This is a genomic window from Paenibacillus sp. FSL H7-0714 (genome assembly GCF_038003765.1).
In the GTDB taxonomy this organism is placed as follows: domain Bacteria; phylum Bacillota; class Bacilli; order Paenibacillales; family Paenibacillaceae; genus Paenibacillus_AQ.
Map to the genome: position 1 here is coordinate 1,884,689 of NZ_JBBOPT010000001.1, position 18,759 is coordinate 1,903,447.

The following is an 18,759-nucleotide window of genomic DNA, read 5'->3' on the forward strand; positions in this document are numbered from 1 at the left end:
GTTTGGTAACAAGGGGTTATACTCCAAGAGCAAACCACCCGTTGGACGGGTGGTTTTGATTGACGATACTTATTTATCTGATTGCAATTCTGTTTGTTCGAATGTCACTGCTTTCATTGGTCCCGTTTTGTATACGGTACCTTGATACGTAGCGTTTACGTTATATAATCCATTCCCCTTATCGTCAAAAAAGAAACCTGAAAGCGTCAAAGTACCTGCCCACTGAGAATCAACATAAAAAAAAGTGCTTGGAGCTACAAAATCGGCAGTAACATTGTAATAAGTAACATTTGTTAGAACCGTTTTAGATACTGTGGCTGGCGAAATTATATACTCCGCTGATTGGGGTGTTTGAAGTTGTTGTGAATCAGAAGCAGCAAACGTTGAAACAGGAGCTGTACTGAGTAGACCTATTAGTACGATAGATGATACAAGTTTTCTCAAAAAAACAACCTCCAATTTAGTAAATTTTTTCCTTACTATTAAAGTATAGGGATATTAATCTGACTTGTCTATGTTAAAATTGGCAATTTACTATATTATTGAAAATAGACATCTTTATATATACAGGAGTTAAAAATCGATTTTTAATTATAATTAAATTTTAAGAAAAATAATTCAGGAGATTTGGATTTCATGTATACAATTTAAATTGACCTATTACCAAAGAAGTTATTAATTATTTGGAGCAGTACGATTCTGAGAATTCCGAGACATGGGAGATCAAACGTACTGTGAATATGGCGAAATTACTTCCTCCGGTTAAGAATAAGAGCACAAGCACTACTTAATGCGCTGTAAGCGAACTTATATATTTGTGTTAGGACAAAAGCGCGTAACCTCGTCTATCGAGGTTACGCGCTTTTCTATTTAGAAAAAGCGGTTTCATATTATAAATCAGGAAATAGGATTGACGGTAAAGGATTTTTAGAGTAAAATCGCTTTATCGGTTAAAAGCATAAAAGCTTAAAAGCTTAAAAGCGAACACGCGTCGTAGTGTGAGTGTATTGAGCGGAATTATTATAAATTTTAAGTGTAGAGAGGAAGTTATTAAAATGATCGTCATTACATCCAATCAAACGCCAGAAGAGCAGGTTAAAGATATTATTGCAGTTATCGAAAAAGAGGGTCTGCAGGTACATCTCTCTAAAGGTGCAGATCACACTGTTATCGGTTTAGTAGGAAGTGTCACACCTAAGCTTGCAGAGCATTTGCGGCAAATGAAGGGAGTAGAGAACGTCGTAAAGATCTCCAAGTCTTATAAGCTAGCTAGCCGTGATTTCCATCCAGAGGATACCATTATCGATATCAAGGGTGTGAAGATTGGTGGAGAGAATCTGGTGATTATGGGCGGACCATGCGCCGTTGAGTCTCCAGAGCAGATTGATGAGATTGCCCGTCTGGTTAAAGCTTCAGGTGCTCAAGTACTGCGTGGAGGCGCGTTTAAGCCCCGTACAGGTCCATACAGCTTCCAAGGCGTAGGTGTAGAAGGTTTGACTATGATGGCTGAAGCAGGAAAGCGTCATGGCCTATTAACCATTACAGAGGTTATGACACCAGAGTATGTGGATATTTGTGCAGAGCATGCTGACATCCTCCAGGTCGGTACACGGAACATGCAGAACTTTGATTTATTGCGCAAGCTGGGTACTTGTGGAAGACCTGTCCTTCTGAAACGCGGCTTCAGTGCAACCTATGATGAATTGCTCAATGCAGCGGAGTACATTTTGGCAGGCGGAAATAAGGATGTAATGCTCTGTGAGCGTGGTATTCGTACATTTGAGACTTACACACGCAATACGCTGGATCTATCGGCTATTCCGGTTCTACAAAGCTTAAGCCACCTTCCGGTAATCTCTGACCCAAGTCACGGCACTGGACGTCGTGAGTTAGTTGAACCTATGGCTAAAGCTTCGGTTGCAGCTGGTGCAAATGGTCTAATCATCGAAATGCACACAGATCCGGACAATTCTATGACAGGTGACGGTGTTCAATCGTTATTCCCTGAGCAGTTCGATAATCTGCTTAAGGATCTAGAAAAGCTTGCTCCGATTGTTGGACGTAAGTTTTCAACTTCACCAGAAACCGTTTCGGCGCTATAATTTTTAAGAATATAACAACCTTGGAAGTCCTCTAAACCCGCGGTACAGCGGGATAGTAGGGCTTCTTTGCTATTGGATAAGTTAGAAATGTTATGAATATTAGCGAAAATAATGGATTTCACGAAAGCGTTAGAATATCTTACATTGCTGAAAGAAATACCTGACATAAGCATTGACGATGTTAGGTATGAGATTTATAATGACGACAGCAAATAAAAATGAAACAAGAACATTTGCATACTGTGAGGGGCTTAATGTTCGGAACTTGGGGGAGGAAAAATTCATGTCGGTTGAAAAAGTGTTGCAAACAATTAAAGAAAACAATATCGAGTGGGTAGATTTTCGATTCGTAGATTTAGGTGGCCGTGCTCACCACATTTCTCTGCCTGCTTCTGAAGTGGAAGATGAAACTTTTGTAAATGGGGTAGCATTCGACGGTTCTTCCATCAAAGGATTCCGTGGTATTGAAGAATCAGACATGGTTATGATGCCTGATCCGAACAGTGTGTTCATTGATCCGTTTACAGCTCATCCAACGCTGAACGTTATGTGCGACATTTTCACTCCTGATGGTGAACGCTATGAGCGCGATCCTCGCGGTATTGCTGTGAAAGCAGAAGAATTCCTTCAGAAGAGCGGAGTTGGAACATCAGCATTCTTCGCACCTGAGTCTGAATTCTTTATCTTTGATGATGTTCGTTACGAGAGCGGTATGAACAGCTCCTCATTCTTCGTAGACTCTGAAGAAGCGGCTTGGAATACGGGTCGTAAAGAAGAGGGCGGCAATCTTGCATTTAAAGTTGGCGTTAAAGGTGGATATGTACCTGTAGCACCTGTGGATTCCCAACAGGATATCCGTAGTGAAATGTGTCGTCTGCTTGCTGAAGTGGGACTACGCATTGAGCGTCATCACCACGAAGTAGCAACTGCAGGACAAGCGGAAATTAACTTCCGTTTTGATACCTTGAAGAAAACTGCTGATAATCTCATGACTTATAAATATATTGTACAAAACACTGCACGTCAGTACGGCAAAGTAGCAACCTTCATGCCAAAACCACTGTTTGGCGATAATGGTAGCGGAATGCACGTACACCAATCGATCTTTGACGGAGACACTCCTTTGTTTTACGAAAAAGGCGCTTATGCTAACTTGAGCGAAATGGCTCTTCACTACATCGGCGGTATTTTGTATCATGCACCAGCTTTGATCGCTTTGACTAACCCAAGCACCAACTCCTTTAAACGTTTGGTTCCTGGTTACGAAGCGCCGGTTAACTTGGTATACTCCAAAGGAAATCGTTCTGCAGCAGTTCGTATTCCAGTAGCGGCTGTGACACCGAAGGGCTGTCGTATCGAGTTCCGTACACCGGACTCCACCGCTAACCCTTACCTGGCATTCTCCGCAATGCTGATGGCAGGTCTGGACGGAATCAAAAACAAGATCAACCCACAAGAACTGGGTTACGGTCCTCTGGATAAGAACATCTACGAATTGTCCGATGCAGACAAAGAAAAGATCCGCAGCGTTCCAGGTAGCCTGAGCGAAGCGCTTGATTCTTTGGAAGCTGATTACGAATTCCTTACAGAAGGCGACGTATTTACTAAGGACTTCATTGATAACTATATTGCTCTGAAACGTTCCGAGGCTCAAGAGGTTGCGATTCGTGTTCATCCACATGAATATTCTCTGTACTTCGATCTGTAAGATTGCTCAAATCATATAAAGCTTTAACAAATAAAGGTGTTCCTAAGTCATGGAAATGACTTAGGAACACCTTTTGTATTGATCCTAACAAAAATGAGGATATCTTTGGCCATTGATATGGCTAAGGATATCCTCATTTTGCTTCTATAGTTTAATATTCTGCCCAGTAGTTCCGCTTTAATTAAGTAGAGGTATCACTTAGGGATCTATACTAAACCCCGCTCAGGAGCTCCGCAGGATTCTCTTATGATGAGCTCTGGCTCGACGCTGAAAGAGCTCGTGCCTGATTGATTGTTTATTAGATCATACAGCATTAACGCAGCTAGACGACCGATCTTATCTTTATTTTGCTTAATCGTAGTCAAGAGTGGTGTTGTGTAATTGCAGGCTTCGATATCATCACAGCCAATAATCGCGACGGTTCCAGGAACAGCAATAGCAGATTCCTTTAGGGCACGCATAGCCCCAATAGCTAGCTGATCAGAAGCCGCGAATATCGCTCTGGGTAAGTTTCCATTCGAAATCATTCTACGCATGGTCTCATAACCGCTGGTTTCAAAGAAGTTGCTGCCGTTTAAGAACCAGTTTTCGTTGATCGGTAGTCCTAAATCTTCAAGTGCTTTGCGGAAACCACTTTCACGTATATTGGAGATTTCTGACTCAGAGGAGCTGCCGATATAACCAAGTTCTCGATAGCCTAATAAGTAAAAGTGTTCGACTACCTTGGTAGACAACTTAAAATTATCAGACATGATATAACCCGAATTGTCGCCTGACAGCTTTAAATCTACGCCGATGCATGGGATAGAACTATTATCCAATTCGCTGATGGAGGTTTCTAGCTCTTGTCCGGTAATAAGTAGGCAGCCATCCACATTAAAATGCAGACAACGGGCAAGATAATCATTAGTATCGCCACTTTGAAATTTTTCGTTAGAGAAAAAGATCAGGTCATAACCTAACAGTCCCATTTGTTTTTTGAAGGAATTTAGAACTTCGATGAAAAAAGGGTGGGTAAAGTCAACGTTCAGCATTCCTGCAAAAATAACACCAATTAGATTCGATGATTTTGTAGCTAGTGTTTTTGCTGAATTGGAGGGAGTATATCCAGTTTCCTTTATGATTTGTTGTACCCTAGTCTTGGTGTCTTCCGAAATATCGCTGTAGTTATTTATGATTTTAGATACTGTCGAAACAGAAACTCCAGCTATTTTCGCTATGTCTTTAATGTTATAGGCCAACTTTAGTCCTCCTTATAATGCGAAATACTCCGTAATCTATGATAAAAGTATAGTTGAGTTAAACTTTTTATGGATTTCAAATATGAATTACGAAACGTTTTCGTAAATGATTTTATAATTATATAGGTAGATAGTCAATGGGATCTTTGGCGATCAAACAGATAAATCCTTGATTTTAAAGGGTTTTGGAGGATTCTAGTTCAAGAATAGTTCAAAGATAGAGAATAAAAAAAGACTTTACAAAGATAAATAACGATGTAATAATAAAAACAACGAAACCGCTTTCTGTATTATAATCGCTAAAGTTTCGTAATTTCAGGAATTAAGATGGTGTTTCGTTAAGAGGTCATACAAATCATCTGGGGGGTAACAAAAATGGTAAAGAAGCTTTCTGCGGTATTGTTGAGCTCAGCGCTAGTGCTCTCATTAGCAGCATGTGGAAGCGGCAACAACACAAATGGTGAGGCTACTTCGGGCAACGGAACAAGCAAGCCCGCAAATGGTGAGAAAAAGGTTATTAAAATCTTGCACTGGAAACAAGAAAACATTAACAAGGTCATTACAGACATTAATAAGAAGTTTGAAGAGAAATATCCAGAATACAAGATTGAGTACACGACGACAGGTCCGGACGATGAATTTAAACAAGCACAAAGAGCAAGAATTACAGCTGGTGACGTAGACGTCCTTGCCGATTTGTCCGGTATGAGATTGTCTCCTAAAGATTGGACACCAGGAGCGAAAGTGCCAGACTGGCAACAATGGATTGATTCCGGTTTGATTGCTGATCTGAGCAACGAAGCTTTCGTTAAAAACTACAATGCGAATGATATTGCCAAAGCGGGTACTTACAACGATAAAGTGTATGCGATCCCAACCGGTAAAGTAGCAATGTCAGGTTTCTTCTATAATAAAGAAATTTTTGAACAAAACGGTTTGACTGTTCCAACAACATGGACAGAGTTCATCAGTGTTCTAGATACTTTGAAATCCAAGAGCATTGTACCAATCGTAGTGGCTGGTAAAGACGTATGGCCTTTGAAACTGCCAGTGTTCGGTTTGCAAGCTAAGATTCTAGGTGGCGGCGACCAACAAAAATGGATTGAAGGCGTTTGGAAAGGCACTTCGGCGTTCAACGATGCTGAGGCTGTAGAAGTATTGGATAAAATGAAGACCCTTCAAGATAACTACATCATCGATGGTTTCTTGGGTATTGACTATGCAACAGCACCTTCGTACTTCGCAACAGGTAAAGCAGCTATGATTGCTGACGGAACTTGGGATGCACCTACAATCGCTGCGGCAAATCCTGATGTGAAATTCGGATATTTCCCAATCCCAGCTACTGAAGATGCTGCTAAGAACGCTTCTCTTGTCGGCAAATACGATGTAACTTGGTATGCAGCAGAAAAAGGTCCGAACAAAGAAGGCGCATTGAAATGGTTGGAATTCTTCTCTGAACCAGAAAATTACACGGAATATGTTAAGGCTGCCGGATTCGTACCAACACAAGATAACATCGCAACTGGCAGTGACTTCATTGACAACGAACTTGCCCAATACATGGCAGAAGACTTTGAACTTGCTTATGAAATCATAATGATTAACCGCGACAATGTAGGCGAGCACATTGCTGCTGAAGGCGTTCACACTGAATACCTGGCACCAGGCGGCGAATTCAAAACCGCTAAAGAACTTGCAGATGTACAACAAAAAGAATGGGAAGCGGCAGCTCCTAAATAAGCTGTTATCCTAATAAACAGACATCTACAACATACTGTGCACCATCATGTACTACAACATCGGGGTCTGTTCGTACAGACCCCGATCATTTTATTGAATTAGGATTGGGTAGGTGAGAGAAATGTATCCGTTCGGAAAAGGTATAAAAAGATATTTACCGCTTCTGCTGCTTATGATTCCATTATCGTTGTACGTTATTTTTTATTTTGGACCCTCTATGATGACGGTCATTTATTCATTTACAGATATTACTAACGTTCCAGGAAGCAAATTGAATTTCGTAGGCCTTGACAATTATTACAGTGTTTTTAACTCCGGAAATTCAGGCGAACGATGGGATTCCATTATACGAACAGTTTATTTCATGGTCATTGTTACAATCGTACAAAACGGTGTCGGTCTCCTTATGGCCGTAGTGATTAATCAGAAGCTGAAAGGCGATTATTTTTATCGCGCAGTTTTCTTTTTGCCGGTTGTGCTCGGTGTATCGGTAGTTGCACTGGTATGGGGCTTGATGTTCGATCCGCTAAGTGGTCCCGTAAATCAACTGTATGATTCATTGTTCGGTTATAAAGATATGTTCTTTGGAAGCTTCACCCATGCGTTTGGTTATATTATATTCACGCAAATTTGGATGTACATGGGTTACTCCATGCTGATTTTCCTTGCAGGCCTACAATCCGTACCGAAAGATCTGTATGAAGCTGGATATATTGATGGAACTACGAAGTGGCAATCTTTTAAGAACATTACATTCCCGCTTATTGCTCCATCGTTCACCATTAATATTATTTTGTCCATTATCGGTGCGATGTCGACCTTTGATATTATTCTCGCAACTACGGACGGTCGTTTTAACACAAGAACGATGGCTTATGACGTGTATAAAGAGACGTTCCGTGGTTCTCTACAGATGGGACTTCCATCCGCGCTTTCTGTGGTGCAGTTCCTTATGATTCTGGTCTTCGTTGTATTTGCAGTTAAACAAATGCGTAAGAGAGAGGTGGAGTATTAATGAAAGATTCCAAAACCGCCAAAACTCTCTCCTATATTCTGATTGCAGTATTGCTTGTTTTGTATATCATGCCACTATTGTTTGTAATAAATATTTCATTCAAGTCTTTTTCGGATTACTTGCTAGACCCAATCGGAGTCGTGAAAAGTATTCAATGGGATAATTACAAGGAAGCTTGGTTGAAAGGTAATTTCTCTAATTATTTCATTAACAGTTTGCTGTACACAGTTGTAGCAACGGTACTAACACTAATCGTGTCGTTATTCGGAGCTTTCCCGGTGGCGAGAAATTATGTGAAGTGGAGCGGGTTTATTTATTTGTTCTTCTTGATGTCACAGTTCTTACCTAACCCTATGGTTGCACAGTTCAAATTGATGCTTACCTTGAAACAAGAGCTTGGATTTGTGGGCTATGATACGAAGCTGGGTTATATTCTCCTAAAAACAGGAGGAACAGGGATCGTCTTCATGATGTTCGTAGGTTATATTAAAGGGATCAGCCGTGAGATGGATGAAGCTGCAGGTATGGATGGTGCTGGGTATATGCGGTATTTATTCCAGATCATTATGCCACTGATGAAACCTGTTATCGCAACAGGTGTTATCCTGACGGCGATTACCATTTGGAATGACTTTGTAGGTCCAATCATGTATTTGCCAAGTCCGGAACATTATCCAATTACCTTCGGGCTTAAAGAATTCCGCGGTCAATACGGAAACAACTGGCCTATGTTGGCGTGCGGTATCATGATCGTATCTGCACCACTTATCGTCCTGTACACCTTCATTCAAAAGTATATTGTTGACGGTGCATTGGCAGGTGCGGTTAAAGCTTAAGTAGATGTGTAAATGAGAGGATGGGGACAATGGACCGCAAAAAAATTCAAGGCTTTGAATTCACCGGAAAGGACGGGGAGTTCAAGCTTCAGCAACCGGATCATAGTAGTTTCTTATACTTCCCTCTAGTAAATGAGGGGGGAATGATGTCGACTGTAACCCCGAAGCTTCATGGTCAGGCGACAACAGGTCATAATACATTTTTAACACCGCCATTATCTGTTGAAGATTTGCATAATTCACGCGCCTCGCGTAATTTCTGGGTTTACGTCGAAGGCAAAGGTGCTTGGTCTGCAGCTGGAAACTCTGCTAAGCAAAATGCAGCGTTCTACACCCCATCTGCTGATGATGCAGTACTTGAGGCTGGATTTCTATGGCATCGTGTGACTCGCAGCAACTCTGAGATGGGTGTCAAAGCTGAGATTACCAGCTTCGTACCTAGCGGTAACGACAAGGTAGAACTTATGAAAGTTACGTTGACGAATACGGGAACAGAGGAGCTTACTCTTACGCCAACGGCGGTAGTTCCCTTGTATGCCCGTTCCGCAGATGATCTGCGCGATCACAGACATGTAACTTCCCTGCTGAACCGGATTTACACCTCAGCTTATGGTGTTGAGGTTCAACCTGCACTATCTTTCGATGAGCGTGGTCATCGCATTAATCACACTTCTTACGGTGTATTTGGTGCAGAAGGTGATGGCAGTCAGCCTGATGGTTTCTTCCCGATTCAAGAAGAATTTATCGGTGAAGGTGGAAGTCTTGACTGGCCAGAAGCTGTTATTCTGAATGCTACGCCAGAGATTGGTAAAGGTGGAGGCGTGGATAGAGAGGGTTATGAAGCCGTTGGCGGTCTTCGTTTTGCTTCAATTACCTTGTCTTCTGGTGCAAGCCATTCTTATGTCGTAGTTATGGCAATTGATAGTGATAGAATTAACGTTGAAGCGTTGATGAGTAAATATGGTACATCTGAAGCTTTTGATCATCTGCTAGAGGAAACTAAAACGTTCTGGGCAGACAAAGTGAATATGGTTGAATTTCATACCGGCGACTCGGATGCAGATCAATGGATGAAATGGGTAACCATCCAACCAGTCCTTAGAAGACTGTATGGTAACTCCTTCTTACCGTATCATGATTATGGAAGAGGCGGACGTGGCTGGCGAGATCTTTGGCAAGACTGTCTGGCACTGCTCATTATGGAGCCTGCCGAAGTTCGTAGCCTACTCTTCAACAATTACGCTGGTGTGAGAATTGATGGCAGTAACGCAACCATTATCGGTCAACAGCCAGGTGAATTTATCGCTGACCGTAACAATATCCCTCGTGTATGGATGGATCATGGGGCATGGCCATTTTTAACAACGATGCTCTATCTGGATCAGAGTGGTGATCTTGATTTCTTGTTGCAAGAACAGACTTATTTCCGGGATACTTTTATGAGTCGTTGTAAGGAACGTGATACTTCATGGAATACCTCTGTAGGCAGTGATCTTAGAACAGTTTCTGGGGAAATCTACAAAGGTACAATTCTGGAACATATTTTGCTGCAAAATCTAGTTCCGTTCTTTAATGTAGGAGAACATAATAATATCCTGCTCGAAGGCGCAGACTGGAATGATGGCCTCGATATGGGGGCGGATCGCGGAGAGAGTGTAGCATTTACATCTTTCTATGCTAGCAATCTATTGGATATTTCCCGGGTCCTGCGAAACCTTAAGAATTCTAAAGGTCAGGAAACTGTTGAATTAGCCGAAGAAATGCAGCTACTGCTGGATACCCTTAACGAGTCTGTGGACTATGGTTCTGTATCAGGTAAGCATGAGAGATTGGATCGATATTATGCTACCGCACCAAATAAGGTGAGTGGAGTTCGTGTATCTCTCGATATTGATAAAGTAGCTGACGATCTGGAACAAAAAGCGGAATGGTTATTTAACCATTTGCGTAGCAACGAGTGGGTACAGAGTGAGAATGGCGATGGCTGGTTTAATGGTTATTATAATAACGATGGTGAACAGGTAGAGGGTGAATTTTCTGAAGGCGTTCGTATGACGCTTACGGGCCAAGTGTTTCCGCTAATGGGTCATGCAGCGGCTCCGGAGCAAATTCCACACATTATAGCTGCTGTAGATCGTAATCTATTTGATGATAAGATTGGATACAGGCTTAATTCACGTTTCGGTGGGATTCAGCAAAATCTGGGTCGTGCTTTTGGTTTTGCTTTTGGCCATAAAGAAAATGGGGCCATGTTCAGTCACATGACCATCATGTACGGAAATGCGTTGTATAAACGTGGTTATGTAAAAGAAGGTCATAAGGTCCTCGAATCTCTTTACAGCTTGAGTACGGATTTCGAAAAAGCTCGTATCTACCCAGGTATTCCTGAATATATTAACGAGCAAGGCAGAGGGATGTACACGTATCTAACAGGCTCGGCAAGCTGGCTTTTGCTAACCATGGTCACTGAAGTATTTGGTGTGAAGGGCAAGCTGGGCGATCTATTGCTAGAACCTAAATTGGTTAAAGAACAGTTTGATTCCGAGGGTAAAGCATCAATTAAGACGATCTTTGCAGATCGTGAGTTTGAAGTGGTCTATAAAGCCACTGGAAGCTTTAACTACGGAGAGTACCAAATACACTCCGTTACGTTGAATGGCAGTGAGGTGACGCTGCAGCGCGGCTCAGGAAGTGCTATTATTCCACGTGAGGAGCTACTTGCTCTGCAGACAGAGAAGCTTCACGTGATTGAAGTGACTCTGGCGTAATCTTAACTGAAATTTTTATAAACGTCTGCACCGTTATGAATAGCGGCTGCAGACGTTTTTTTGAAAATTATAAAAACTAAGGTTCTTCATAAATGATATAATGGGGCTAATTTACTTATTTGTTGAATGATTGAAAGGGGTTTGTGTAGGATGGGTTACAGGCTGTCAAATGGCGTATTATCTGTGGATATCGCTGATATTGGAGAAGATTATAAAGGGACTCGTTTTGACTGGACGGGGTTTATCACACAAGTTACGTTAGAAAAGGGTAACCATACATTTTGTGTGCCAGAGAGCTTGAAGGAAGGCGAAGGTACTGGCGGAAGTGGACTATGCAACGAGTTTGGCATTTCCCGGGCAATTGGGTATGATGAAGCGCCGATCGGAGGCTGGTTTCCAAAGCCCGGAATCGGATTGTTACAAAAGCTGGATTCGCAGAGCTATAGCTTTCATAGTGAATATCCACTAACCCCCTTTGCTGTTGATATGGAGGTTAGGGATGATTCGATTACATATACTGTTCAGCCGATGGAAAGTAATGGATACGCGATGCTTTTGACCAAAACGATCTCTATAAAGGGCGACCAATTGAAAATTGCATATGAATTGCATAACAAAGGGGATAAGCCAATCCAAACCGAGGAGTACATCCATAATTTCGTAGGAATTGATGGTTTGAATATAGGTTCGGATTTTGAGTTACGCCTCTCGAATGGGCTCAAAGTAGAAGAGCCAGAATCTCAATACACGAATAATCTGCTAGAGGTATCTGGTAATACCCTTACTTGGTCAGAAGAGCCAGACCGGTCATTTTACTGTAAGCTGAGTGGCTGGGGAGGTCCTGAAGCTGAGTTCAATTGGGAGTTGGTTCATAAGCCTAGTGGAACAGGAGTACGCGAGAGCGGAGATTTCCCAGTAGCACGAATGGCGCTATGGGGAGAACGCCATGTGGTCTCACCTGAAGTTTTTGTGAACATTAGTCTTTTACCGCATGAAAGCAAGTCCTGGAGCCGAACTTATCATTTTTTCACATCATGATAAGCAGTAATCAAAGCTTTTATGTGAATAATTATACTTGCTGGTGTGTGAGATTATTGCTATCATAAGCGATATCCATATTGATAGGAGAGAAAGGGTGGGGAGTAGTTTTGAATAAGAGAGCATACAATTTTAATGCCGGACCGGCAGCATTGCCGCTTACGGTACTGGAACGCGCACAAGCGGAGTTTGTTGATTTCCGAGAAAGTGGAATGTCTATCATGGAGATGTCGCACCGTGGAGCAATCTACGAATCCGTGCATAATGAAGCGCAGGAACGTCTGCTTTCGCTCCTCGGCAATCCGAAGGGCTATAAGGTATTGTTCGTACAAGGTGGAGCAAGCACACAGTTTGCTATGATCCCTATGAACCTGATTTCCGAAGGCCAAGTAGGTAGCTATGTTATGACAGGTAGCTGGGCAGATAAGGCTTATAAAGAAGCTAAATTGGTAGGGGGCGCTCATGTTGCTGCTTCTTCCGAAGACAAGAAATTCTTAGCTATACCTGAATTGAGTTCGATTAAAGCTGCGGAAAATGCTGCCTACCTTCACGTTACTTCCAATGAGACCATTGAAGGAACGCAATATGCAGAATATCCAGATGCTGGCTCGATTCCGCTCATCGCAGATATGTCCAGTGATATCCTTTGCCAGCCAATCGATGTCAACCAATTCGGAATGATCTATGCTGGAGCACAAAAGAACCTTGGTCCTTCCGGTGTGACTGTAGTTATTGCTAAAGAGGAATTACTCGCAGAATCACCTTCTAACATTCCAACTATCATGCGTTACAGCACTCATTACAAAAATAACTCTCTTTACAATACACCTCCATCTTTCTCTGTATATATGGTTAACGAAGTATTAAAATGGATTGAGGAGCAAGGTGGTCTTGCTGGTATCCATTCCAAGAACCTTGAAAAAGCGGGTCTATTATATGATCACATCGATGGAAGTGACGGCTTCTACAGTGGCGTTGCTGAGAAGAGCAGTCGCTCCATTATGAACGTTACCTTCCGGATGCAATCGGAAGAACTCGAAAAACGGTTTGTTAAAGCTGCTGAACTGGAAGGTTTTGTCGGCTTAAAGGGACATCGTAGTGTGGGTGGCTTGCGCGCTTCCATTTACAATGCAGTTCCTTACGAAAGTGTTAAAGCACTTTCTGATTTCATGAACCATTTCCGGCAAACTCAAGGTTAATGAACTCTATCGTAAACCTTCCGCCTATGGGTGGAAGGTTTTCAGTTTGTTTGGAGAAGCTATGGTTATGCACTAGAGTAAAACATCTGGCTATTAAGCCTTTAGAGAGGAAGGAACCATATAATGGCACTCCATATCGTATTAGTTGAGCCGGAAATACCGGCCAATACTGGAAACATTGCGCGTACCTGCGCAGCAACAGGCACTCATCTTCACCTGGTTCGCCCGCTCGGATTCCGTACAGACGATGCTACATTGAAAAGAGCAGGATTGGATTACTGGCACGCTGTTAACATTGAATACCACGACTCTTTTGCTGAGGTACTTGAGAAGTATAGTGAGGGACGTTTCTTTTACGCAACGACGAAAGCGGAGAAGAGATATAGCGATTTTGATTTTCAAGATGGAGACTTCTTTGTCTTTGGTAAAGAAACGAAGGGGCTTTCTGCTGAAATTCTGGAAGCGGGTAAAGAAACAAAAATGCGCATGCCAATGAGTGATGCCGTGAGATCGCTGAATTTATCGAATTCTGCAGCTATTATTGTATATGAAGCCCTTCGACAGCTGGATTTTCCTAATCTTGTTTAGAAAAAAGACATTTTTTTTGTTTTTTTTCAGCAGGATTCGACATTTTAATAACGAAATATAATGAATGAGCCGAAATATATAGTAGCTACAAATTATTAGTTGAACAGGAGAGGTGTACGTTAGATATGAAACCTGCTGGTGTAGTTCGCAAAGTGGATCAGCTGGGTAGAATTGTTCTGCCTAAGTCCCTGCGTAAAAGGTATCAGATGAATGAAGGCGACCCGGTTGAAATTTTAGTACAGGGTGACCATATCATCTTGGAGCGTTACCGTCCAAAATGTGTTTTCTGCGGATCAATGGAAGGTGTGAGTGAATATAAAGATCGTTATATTTGCGCTGCATGCCTATCAGAAATGACGCAATTGCCAAGACACGCCTAGGAAGTACATATTTACACATTTAGAATTCTGACAGCCAATAGTTTTCTAAATAAAGAAACTGTCCCATTCGTAGATTTCTCTACTTATGTGGCAGTTTTTTTGTTTCAGGCTTATAAAAAAATGCCTCAGAGCCAAGTGGCTGCTGAGACATTTCTTGCTTATAGACCTTTTGTTTTGTCGTCGTTGTAAGATGAGGTAAGGATGCCGACCATAAATAACACAAATACGATAGTTACGATCCAAAAGGTTAATGAGAACGACATACTGGCACCTCCATTAGCAAATGTATTCGTTATCAAGATTATACCCTGCAAATCAATAAAAATAAACGCAAATGTGATATGTTGCATAGACATTTTACTATAATCATTTAAAAAACAGGAAATTTGTTGGTACAGCTCTAAGATTTCCGTCTGATGGCTTGTTGACTACTCTTCCATTGAAGATGAGTGATGACGATCCTCCACCATCCAGATTATAAGCATCCATGACACCCATGTTGTATAGCTTGTTCTGAATTTCCTCTAGCCGAGCACCAGAGCTGCCAAGCTCATTATAGCCATCTGCTACAAAGATGAGAAGCTGATCATCCTTATAATTACCGATTACTGTACGTGGCGCCCGATTGGGGGATGTTTTCCACTTTTCCGGGATCGGTACTTTGACGTTGTTCTTAAGTAGAACAGGCACAAAGGTTGCACCAAATACGGGTTCGAGTTGATCTAACTGTGCGCGACTGTAAAATTTCCCGCCGATTAACTGTCCGGACTTGTTCAGACCTACGAAGCTGAGATCCTTGAATGTCGGCTCGAAACCATTGAGATACTTTCCATCAACCACAGTAGTGCTTAAGGGATAGCGTTTTCCGGCTTTATCCGCAAAACCTCCAGCATTAATACCTGCAATAGCACCATGACTTTGTACAGCGTGCATAGTGGTTTCTGCGCCACCAGTAGCTTCCTTCGCAAGACTCATCTGCATCGCAGTTGGATCCTTCAATTTGATCTTCAAAGCATAGGCCTTATAGTTACCTGGATTCAGCTTATACAGCTCGATTCTAATCCGGTCGCTAGTAAGGATCTCCGAAGGTATTCCAAGCTTGGCGGATATCCGGCGGTTATAGATAAGCTCAGGACGGCTCGCTTGAGTCTTCGCTGTCTCGACTAACTTATTCATAGCAGTAGTGGTTCCTTTATATAGCTTAGCGCTAGCGCTGACTGCATCTATGGTGTAGGATGCAGTACCTTCGGCTAGGGTTAAATCCTTTTTTAGGTTAGCTGTTTCATTCAGAGGCCCTGAGATAGGTGTGAATTGTCCTACATCAAGATCCAGCTCGAGCGGTGGTCGATACCACCACATACATATCAGTAAACCTAAAAAAGGTGCGGTCAGAAGCATAAAGAAACGGTTCACTCTTTTGACTGGCGTCATCATTTGATCAGATCCATTTCTTTCTTCAAAGCTTCTAACTGTTTGCTAACTTCGCTCAATTGCGTATATAGCTTGTTACTATTGTCTGTCTTGGCACTTGCATTATCTTTAGTGAAGGTTAATAGTTCGTTAAAACTTTGCACTGTATTCTGCAATTCCTTCACTTCTTCAGTGAGAACGGCAATTTTCGACTCATAGTCGGTCTTAAGAACGGTTAGCTGCTGCTGGCTCTGATTGCTAAGTTCGCTCAGCACTTGCTGCTTCAAATGGTTTGTGTAGCTGTATACAGCATATACACCGATTCCAATCATCACGATCCAGAACAGTAAAAACCATTTTACGGAAGGGCCGCTTCTCACAGCAGCACGGCGCGAGTGTACCGGGGACGTTTCCGCTAGCGGTTGCATTTGATCACCTCGGGTTGGTCTTTTTTTCAAGTCCCCATTCTATCAGACTTTGACTAGTTTCGCAAAAATGTAAGAGAGTGTGAAAACTAGAAAAAGTAATTGCATCCTATTAAACTACTGCGATACAATTTCTATAGATTGGAATTTCTGATAGACGTACTCAAGGTAACCAGCGAGAGAATAAACGAACAAGTCATCATACTTCCTTGCTTGCGTTTAAACCGGAAACGCTGCGGCGCTTTCCTTTCTGGATGATTATATAAAGCAGGGGGTCTGGGCATTAATGATGAAGGTTTGGCAGGTGGTTATTGTGGGGTGTCATCCTACAAGTATGCTGGGGACAAAATTGATTTTGGAAGAGGGAGGAGAGCTAAAAGTTCTAGGAATGTATTCAACTTGGGACGAAGGCGCTTCCATCGTAAGGGAAAAGAATCCCGAGCTAGTGCTGGCAGATTATCATATGCCTGAAGGTAATATTGAGAGTGTGCTGTTAAATATGAAAAAAAGCTCACCAAACTCACATTTTGTCGTAATGACGGATGAAGACGGCAGGGATCTGCTTCAGCCCCTCATAGAGCTGGGAGCCAGCGGGATCTTCTCCAAAGGATCTTCTCCTCATCAGCTTTTACAGCTGATCCTGGGTTTGCGGGTGGGTTTTCTTTCAATGCCGCTAGAATGGATAGAAAAAGGATCCTGGCCGATTTCGACTTCTAAAGGACTGGATGATGTTCTTCAATTGACGCAGACAGAGATGTTTATTATGGAGCGAATCGTTCAGGGGATTACTTATGATAAAATAGCGCTTGAAATTGCAGTAAGTCGTCGTTCGATTGACAATTACTTGCGCAAAATTTATGTGAAGCTTGATGTTTCGACGCGAGCGCAGGCCATTGAGAAATTTGCTCTCTTTTCAAGACAAAACAGGCAAATCTACGCATAACCCAAGCTATACGACATAATGACGGGAAAGGCGGAATATTCTTGAAATAGAAGAAAGAAAGCATATCACGTTTAATGGATAATCGTCCTCGAAAGAGGATAACTTAGCCATTTCTACTTGGTACTAGGGAAGGGGGATTTCGCATGCTTTACCAATTTTCTGCTCGCGCGCACACACTGCTATCGTCACCGCTTCTAAGTATTCGCACCCAAACACGGAGAAGCTCCATGATATCGCTTGCTGAAGAATTACCAGCGGAAGAACTGTTCCCATTATCGCTGCTTGCCGAAGCAGCCTCTACGGTGATATCTGCAGATGCAGGGGCACTTCAATATGGTGATCCTGCAGGGTATGGTCCACTTCGGGAGTGGCTTGCCGGGGATTGGCTCAGAGAAAAAGGGGTAACTGTTACTGAGGGTGGAGTTCTGCTAACAACGGGGAGCCAGCAAGCGATTGATTTGTTGTCGCGGGTGTATATTGATCCGGGAGATCGTGTATTAGTAGAAAATCCGACATCTCCAGGATTCTTGCAAACTCTTCGGATGCAGGGTGCCATCATTATTCCTGTAGAGGGTGACTTGGACGGGCTTCATCCAGATCATTTGCGGAGGCAAATTGAACTGCATAAGCCTAAGATGTTGTTCGCAACACCAAGCTTTACGAATCCAAGTGGCATCCTATGGAGCTTAGAGAGACGGCGTGAGGTGTTGGATCTTTGCATCGCGTATAACATCCTGATTGTAGAAGATGATTCTTATGGTGATCTACATTTCCAGAAGTATGGTGAGCATTGGGCCACAAGATATCCATCCTTGTATGCGCTGGAAAATATAAGTGATGGCGGACACGTATTATATATCGGTTCGTTCAGCAAGACCGTTGCGCCTGCGCTGCGGACGGGCTGGGCTGCAGGTAGCCGGGAAGTGATCGGGATGATGGCTGCTGCCAAGCAGATGGCAGACTGGCAATCGAGCGCATTAAATCAGCGGCTCTTGCATCATTTATTGGATGTGACCGCTTTTGATCTTCGTGAGCATATTGCGCAGCTGAACCGAGAATATAACACCCGACTGAAGTTAATGGTTGAACTGCTAAAACGTCCAGCTTGGAAAGGAAGCTCCTACGACCTGCCGTCAGGAGGTATGTTTCTATGGGTATCTCCACCGGAGGGAATGGATGTTATGGCACTGCTAAAATGTGCGCTAGGTAAGGGAGTGGCATTTTTGCCAGGACCGTTATGTAGCGTAGATGGAAGCGGAAATCACATTCGTCTTAACTTCAGCCATCCCGGCCGGGATGAGCTGCTACTTGGTATGAATCTGATGAGCGAGGCGGTTAAGGAGTTCACGGCTCGGAGTTAGGT

The 18,759-nt window shown here is 42.7% G+C and carries 16 protein-coding genes and 1 pseudogene; 13 read left to right on the forward strand and 4 right to left on the reverse strand.

The genetic code is table 11. The features are described 5' to 3' along the window. Positions 1-69 precede the first annotated feature (69 nt). Positions 70-444, reverse strand: coding sequence for a hypothetical protein (locus NST34_RS08285; protein WP_341127543.1), 375 nt, complete (start codon positions 442-444; stop codon positions 70-72). 212 nt (positions 445-656) lie between these two features. Here NST34_RS08285 and NST34_RS08290 point away from each other — a divergent pair. The 3 genes and pseudogenes from NST34_RS08290 to glnA form a co-directional block, all read left to right on the forward strand. Continuing rightward, positions 657-791, forward strand: a pseudogene (locus NST34_RS08290) (4-hydroxy-3-methylbut-2-enyl diphosphate reductase); the annotation flags it as partial. 264 nt (positions 792-1,055) lie between these two features. Continuing rightward, on the forward strand, positions 1,056-2,102 hold the full coding sequence (aroF, locus tag NST34_RS08295; protein ID WP_042186231.1) for a 3-deoxy-7-phosphoheptulonate synthase: 1,047 nt from the start codon (positions 1,056-1,058) through the stop codon (positions 2,100-2,102). Positions 2,103-2,385: 283 nt separating this feature from the next. Further along, a complete protein-coding gene (glnA, locus tag NST34_RS08300) occupies positions 2,386-3,810 on the forward strand; it encodes a type I glutamate--ammonia ligase (RefSeq protein ID WP_042186233.1) in 1,425 nt (474 codons plus the stop codon). A 206-nt stretch (positions 3,811-4,016) separates the two neighbouring features. On the opposite strand, the gene NST34_RS08305 is transcribed toward glnA, so the two are convergent. Next, entirely contained in the window at positions 4,017-5,051 is a 1,035-nt protein-coding gene (locus NST34_RS08305; protein ID WP_341127544.1) for a LacI family DNA-binding transcriptional regulator, read from the reverse strand. A 375-nt stretch (positions 5,052-5,426) separates the two neighbouring features. Here NST34_RS08305 and NST34_RS08310 point away from each other — a divergent pair, with 375 nt between their 5' ends. From NST34_RS08310 to NST34_RS08345, 8 genes are all read left to right on the forward strand, one after another. Beyond that, complete coding sequence (locus NST34_RS08310; RefSeq protein ID WP_042186235.1) at positions 5,427-6,794, forward strand: ABC transporter substrate-binding protein; 1,368 nt, start codon at positions 5,427-5,429, stop codon at positions 6,792-6,794. Between the two features lie 121 nt (positions 6,795-6,915). Next, on the forward strand, positions 6,916-7,809 hold the full coding sequence (locus NST34_RS08315; RefSeq protein WP_042186236.1) for a carbohydrate ABC transporter permease: 894 nt from the start codon (positions 6,916-6,918) through the stop codon (positions 7,807-7,809). Continuing rightward, complete coding sequence (locus tag NST34_RS08320) at positions 7,809-8,645, forward strand: carbohydrate ABC transporter permease (protein ID WP_341061558.1); 837 nt, start codon at positions 7,809-7,811, stop codon at positions 8,643-8,645. The genes NST34_RS08315 and NST34_RS08320 overlap by 1 nt, the downstream gene beginning before the upstream one ends. 29 nt (positions 8,646-8,674) lie before the next feature. Next, positions 8,675-11,413 (forward strand): GH36-type glycosyl hydrolase domain-containing protein, encoded by a 2,739-nt coding sequence (locus NST34_RS08325; RefSeq protein ID WP_341127545.1) that lies wholly within the window; start codon positions 8,675-8,677, stop codon positions 11,411-11,413. A gap of 150 nt (positions 11,414-11,563) precedes the next feature. Further along, positions 11,564-12,451: a hypothetical protein gene (locus NST34_RS08330; protein ID WP_341061561.1), complete on the forward strand. Its 888-nt coding sequence runs from the start codon at positions 11,564-11,566 to the stop codon at positions 12,449-12,451. Positions 12,452-12,561: 110 nt separating this feature from the next. Then, entirely contained in the window at positions 12,562-13,650 is a 1,089-nt protein-coding gene (serC, locus tag NST34_RS08335; protein ID WP_341127546.1) for a 3-phosphoserine/phosphohydroxythreonine transaminase, read from the forward strand. A 123-nt stretch (positions 13,651-13,773) separates the two neighbouring features. Then, the gene (gene trmL / locus NST34_RS08340; RefSeq protein ID WP_042125678.1) at positions 13,774-14,238 is read left to right on the forward strand and encodes a tRNA (uridine(34)/cytosine(34)/5-carboxymethylaminomethyluridine(34)-2'-O)-methyltransferase TrmL; all 465 of its coding nucleotides are present in this window, start codon (positions 13,774-13,776) and stop codon (positions 14,236-14,238) included. A gap of 125 nt (positions 14,239-14,363) precedes the next feature. Continuing rightward, the gene (locus tag NST34_RS08345; RefSeq protein ID WP_039871533.1) at positions 14,364-14,618 is read left to right on the forward strand and encodes an AbrB/MazE/SpoVT family DNA-binding domain-containing protein; all 255 of its coding nucleotides are present in this window, start codon (positions 14,364-14,366) and stop codon (positions 14,616-14,618) included. A gap of 366 nt (positions 14,619-14,984) precedes the next feature. On the opposite strand, the gene NST34_RS08350 is transcribed toward NST34_RS08345, so the two are convergent. Continuing rightward, the gene (locus NST34_RS08350; RefSeq protein ID WP_341127547.1) at positions 14,985-16,052 is read right to left on the reverse strand and encodes a phosphodiester glycosidase family protein; all 1,068 of its coding nucleotides are present in this window, start codon (positions 16,050-16,052) and stop codon (positions 14,985-14,987) included. Next, complete coding sequence (locus NST34_RS08355) at positions 16,049-16,456, reverse strand: hypothetical protein (protein ID WP_042186244.1); 408 nt, start codon at positions 16,454-16,456, stop codon at positions 16,049-16,051. The genes NST34_RS08350 and NST34_RS08355 overlap by 4 nt, the downstream gene beginning before the upstream one ends. Positions 16,457-16,739: 283 nt before the next feature. On the opposite strand from NST34_RS08355, the gene NST34_RS08360 reads away from it, so the two are divergent. Next, positions 16,740-17,396, forward strand: a complete 657-nt coding sequence (locus tag NST34_RS08360; protein WP_076284210.1) for a DNA-binding response regulator — start codon at positions 16,740-16,742, stop codon at positions 17,394-17,396. Between the two features lie 143 nt (positions 17,397-17,539). Beyond that, positions 17,540-18,757, forward strand: coding sequence for an aminotransferase-like domain-containing protein (locus NST34_RS08365; RefSeq protein WP_042186247.1), 1,218 nt, complete (start codon positions 17,540-17,542; stop codon positions 18,755-18,757). Positions 18,758-18,759 lie beyond the last annotated feature (2 nt).

Excerpts from the sequence above, each read along its gene's own strand:
- aroF (WP_042186231.1), top strand. The coding sequence starts at position 1,056 with ATGATCGTCATTACATCCAATCAAACGCCAGAAGAGCAGGTTAAAGAT.
- glnA (WP_042186233.1), top strand. The coding sequence starts at position 2,386 with ATGTCGGTTGAAAAAGTGTTGCAAACAATTAAAGAAAACAATATCGAG.
- NST34_RS08310 (WP_042186235.1), top strand. The coding sequence starts at position 5,427 with ATGGTAAAGAAGCTTTCTGCGGTATTGTTGAGCTCAGCGCTAGTGCTC.
- NST34_RS08315 (WP_042186236.1), top strand. The coding sequence starts at position 6,916 with ATGTATCCGTTCGGAAAAGGTATAAAAAGATATTTACCGCTTCTGCTG.
- NST34_RS08320 (WP_341061558.1), top strand. The coding sequence starts at position 7,809 with ATGAAAGATTCCAAAACCGCCAAAACTCTCTCCTATATTCTGATTGCA.
- NST34_RS08325 (WP_341127545.1), top strand. The coding sequence starts at position 8,675 with ATGGACCGCAAAAAAATTCAAGGCTTTGAATTCACCGGAAAGGACGGG.
- NST34_RS08330 (WP_341061561.1), top strand. The coding sequence starts at position 11,564 with ATGGGTTACAGGCTGTCAAATGGCGTATTATCTGTGGATATCGCTGAT.
- trmL (WP_042125678.1), top strand. The coding sequence starts at position 13,774 with ATGGCACTCCATATCGTATTAGTTGAGCCGGAAATACCGGCCAATACT.
- NST34_RS08345 (WP_039871533.1), top strand. The coding sequence starts at position 14,364 with ATGAAACCTGCTGGTGTAGTTCGCAAAGTGGATCAGCTGGGTAGAATT.
- NST34_RS08350 (WP_341127547.1), bottom strand. The coding sequence starts at position 16,052 with ATGATGACGCCAGTCAAAAGAGTGAACCGTTTCTTTATGCTTCTGACC.
- NST34_RS08355 (WP_042186244.1), bottom strand. The coding sequence starts at position 16,456 with ATGCAACCGCTAGCGGAAACGTCCCCGGTACACTCGCGCCGTGCTGCT.
- NST34_RS08360 (WP_076284210.1), top strand. The coding sequence starts at position 16,740 with ATGATGAAGGTTTGGCAGGTGGTTATTGTGGGGTGTCATCCTACAAGT.
- NST34_RS08365 (WP_042186247.1), top strand. The coding sequence starts at position 17,540 with ATGCTTTACCAATTTTCTGCTCGCGCGCACACACTGCTATCGTCACCG.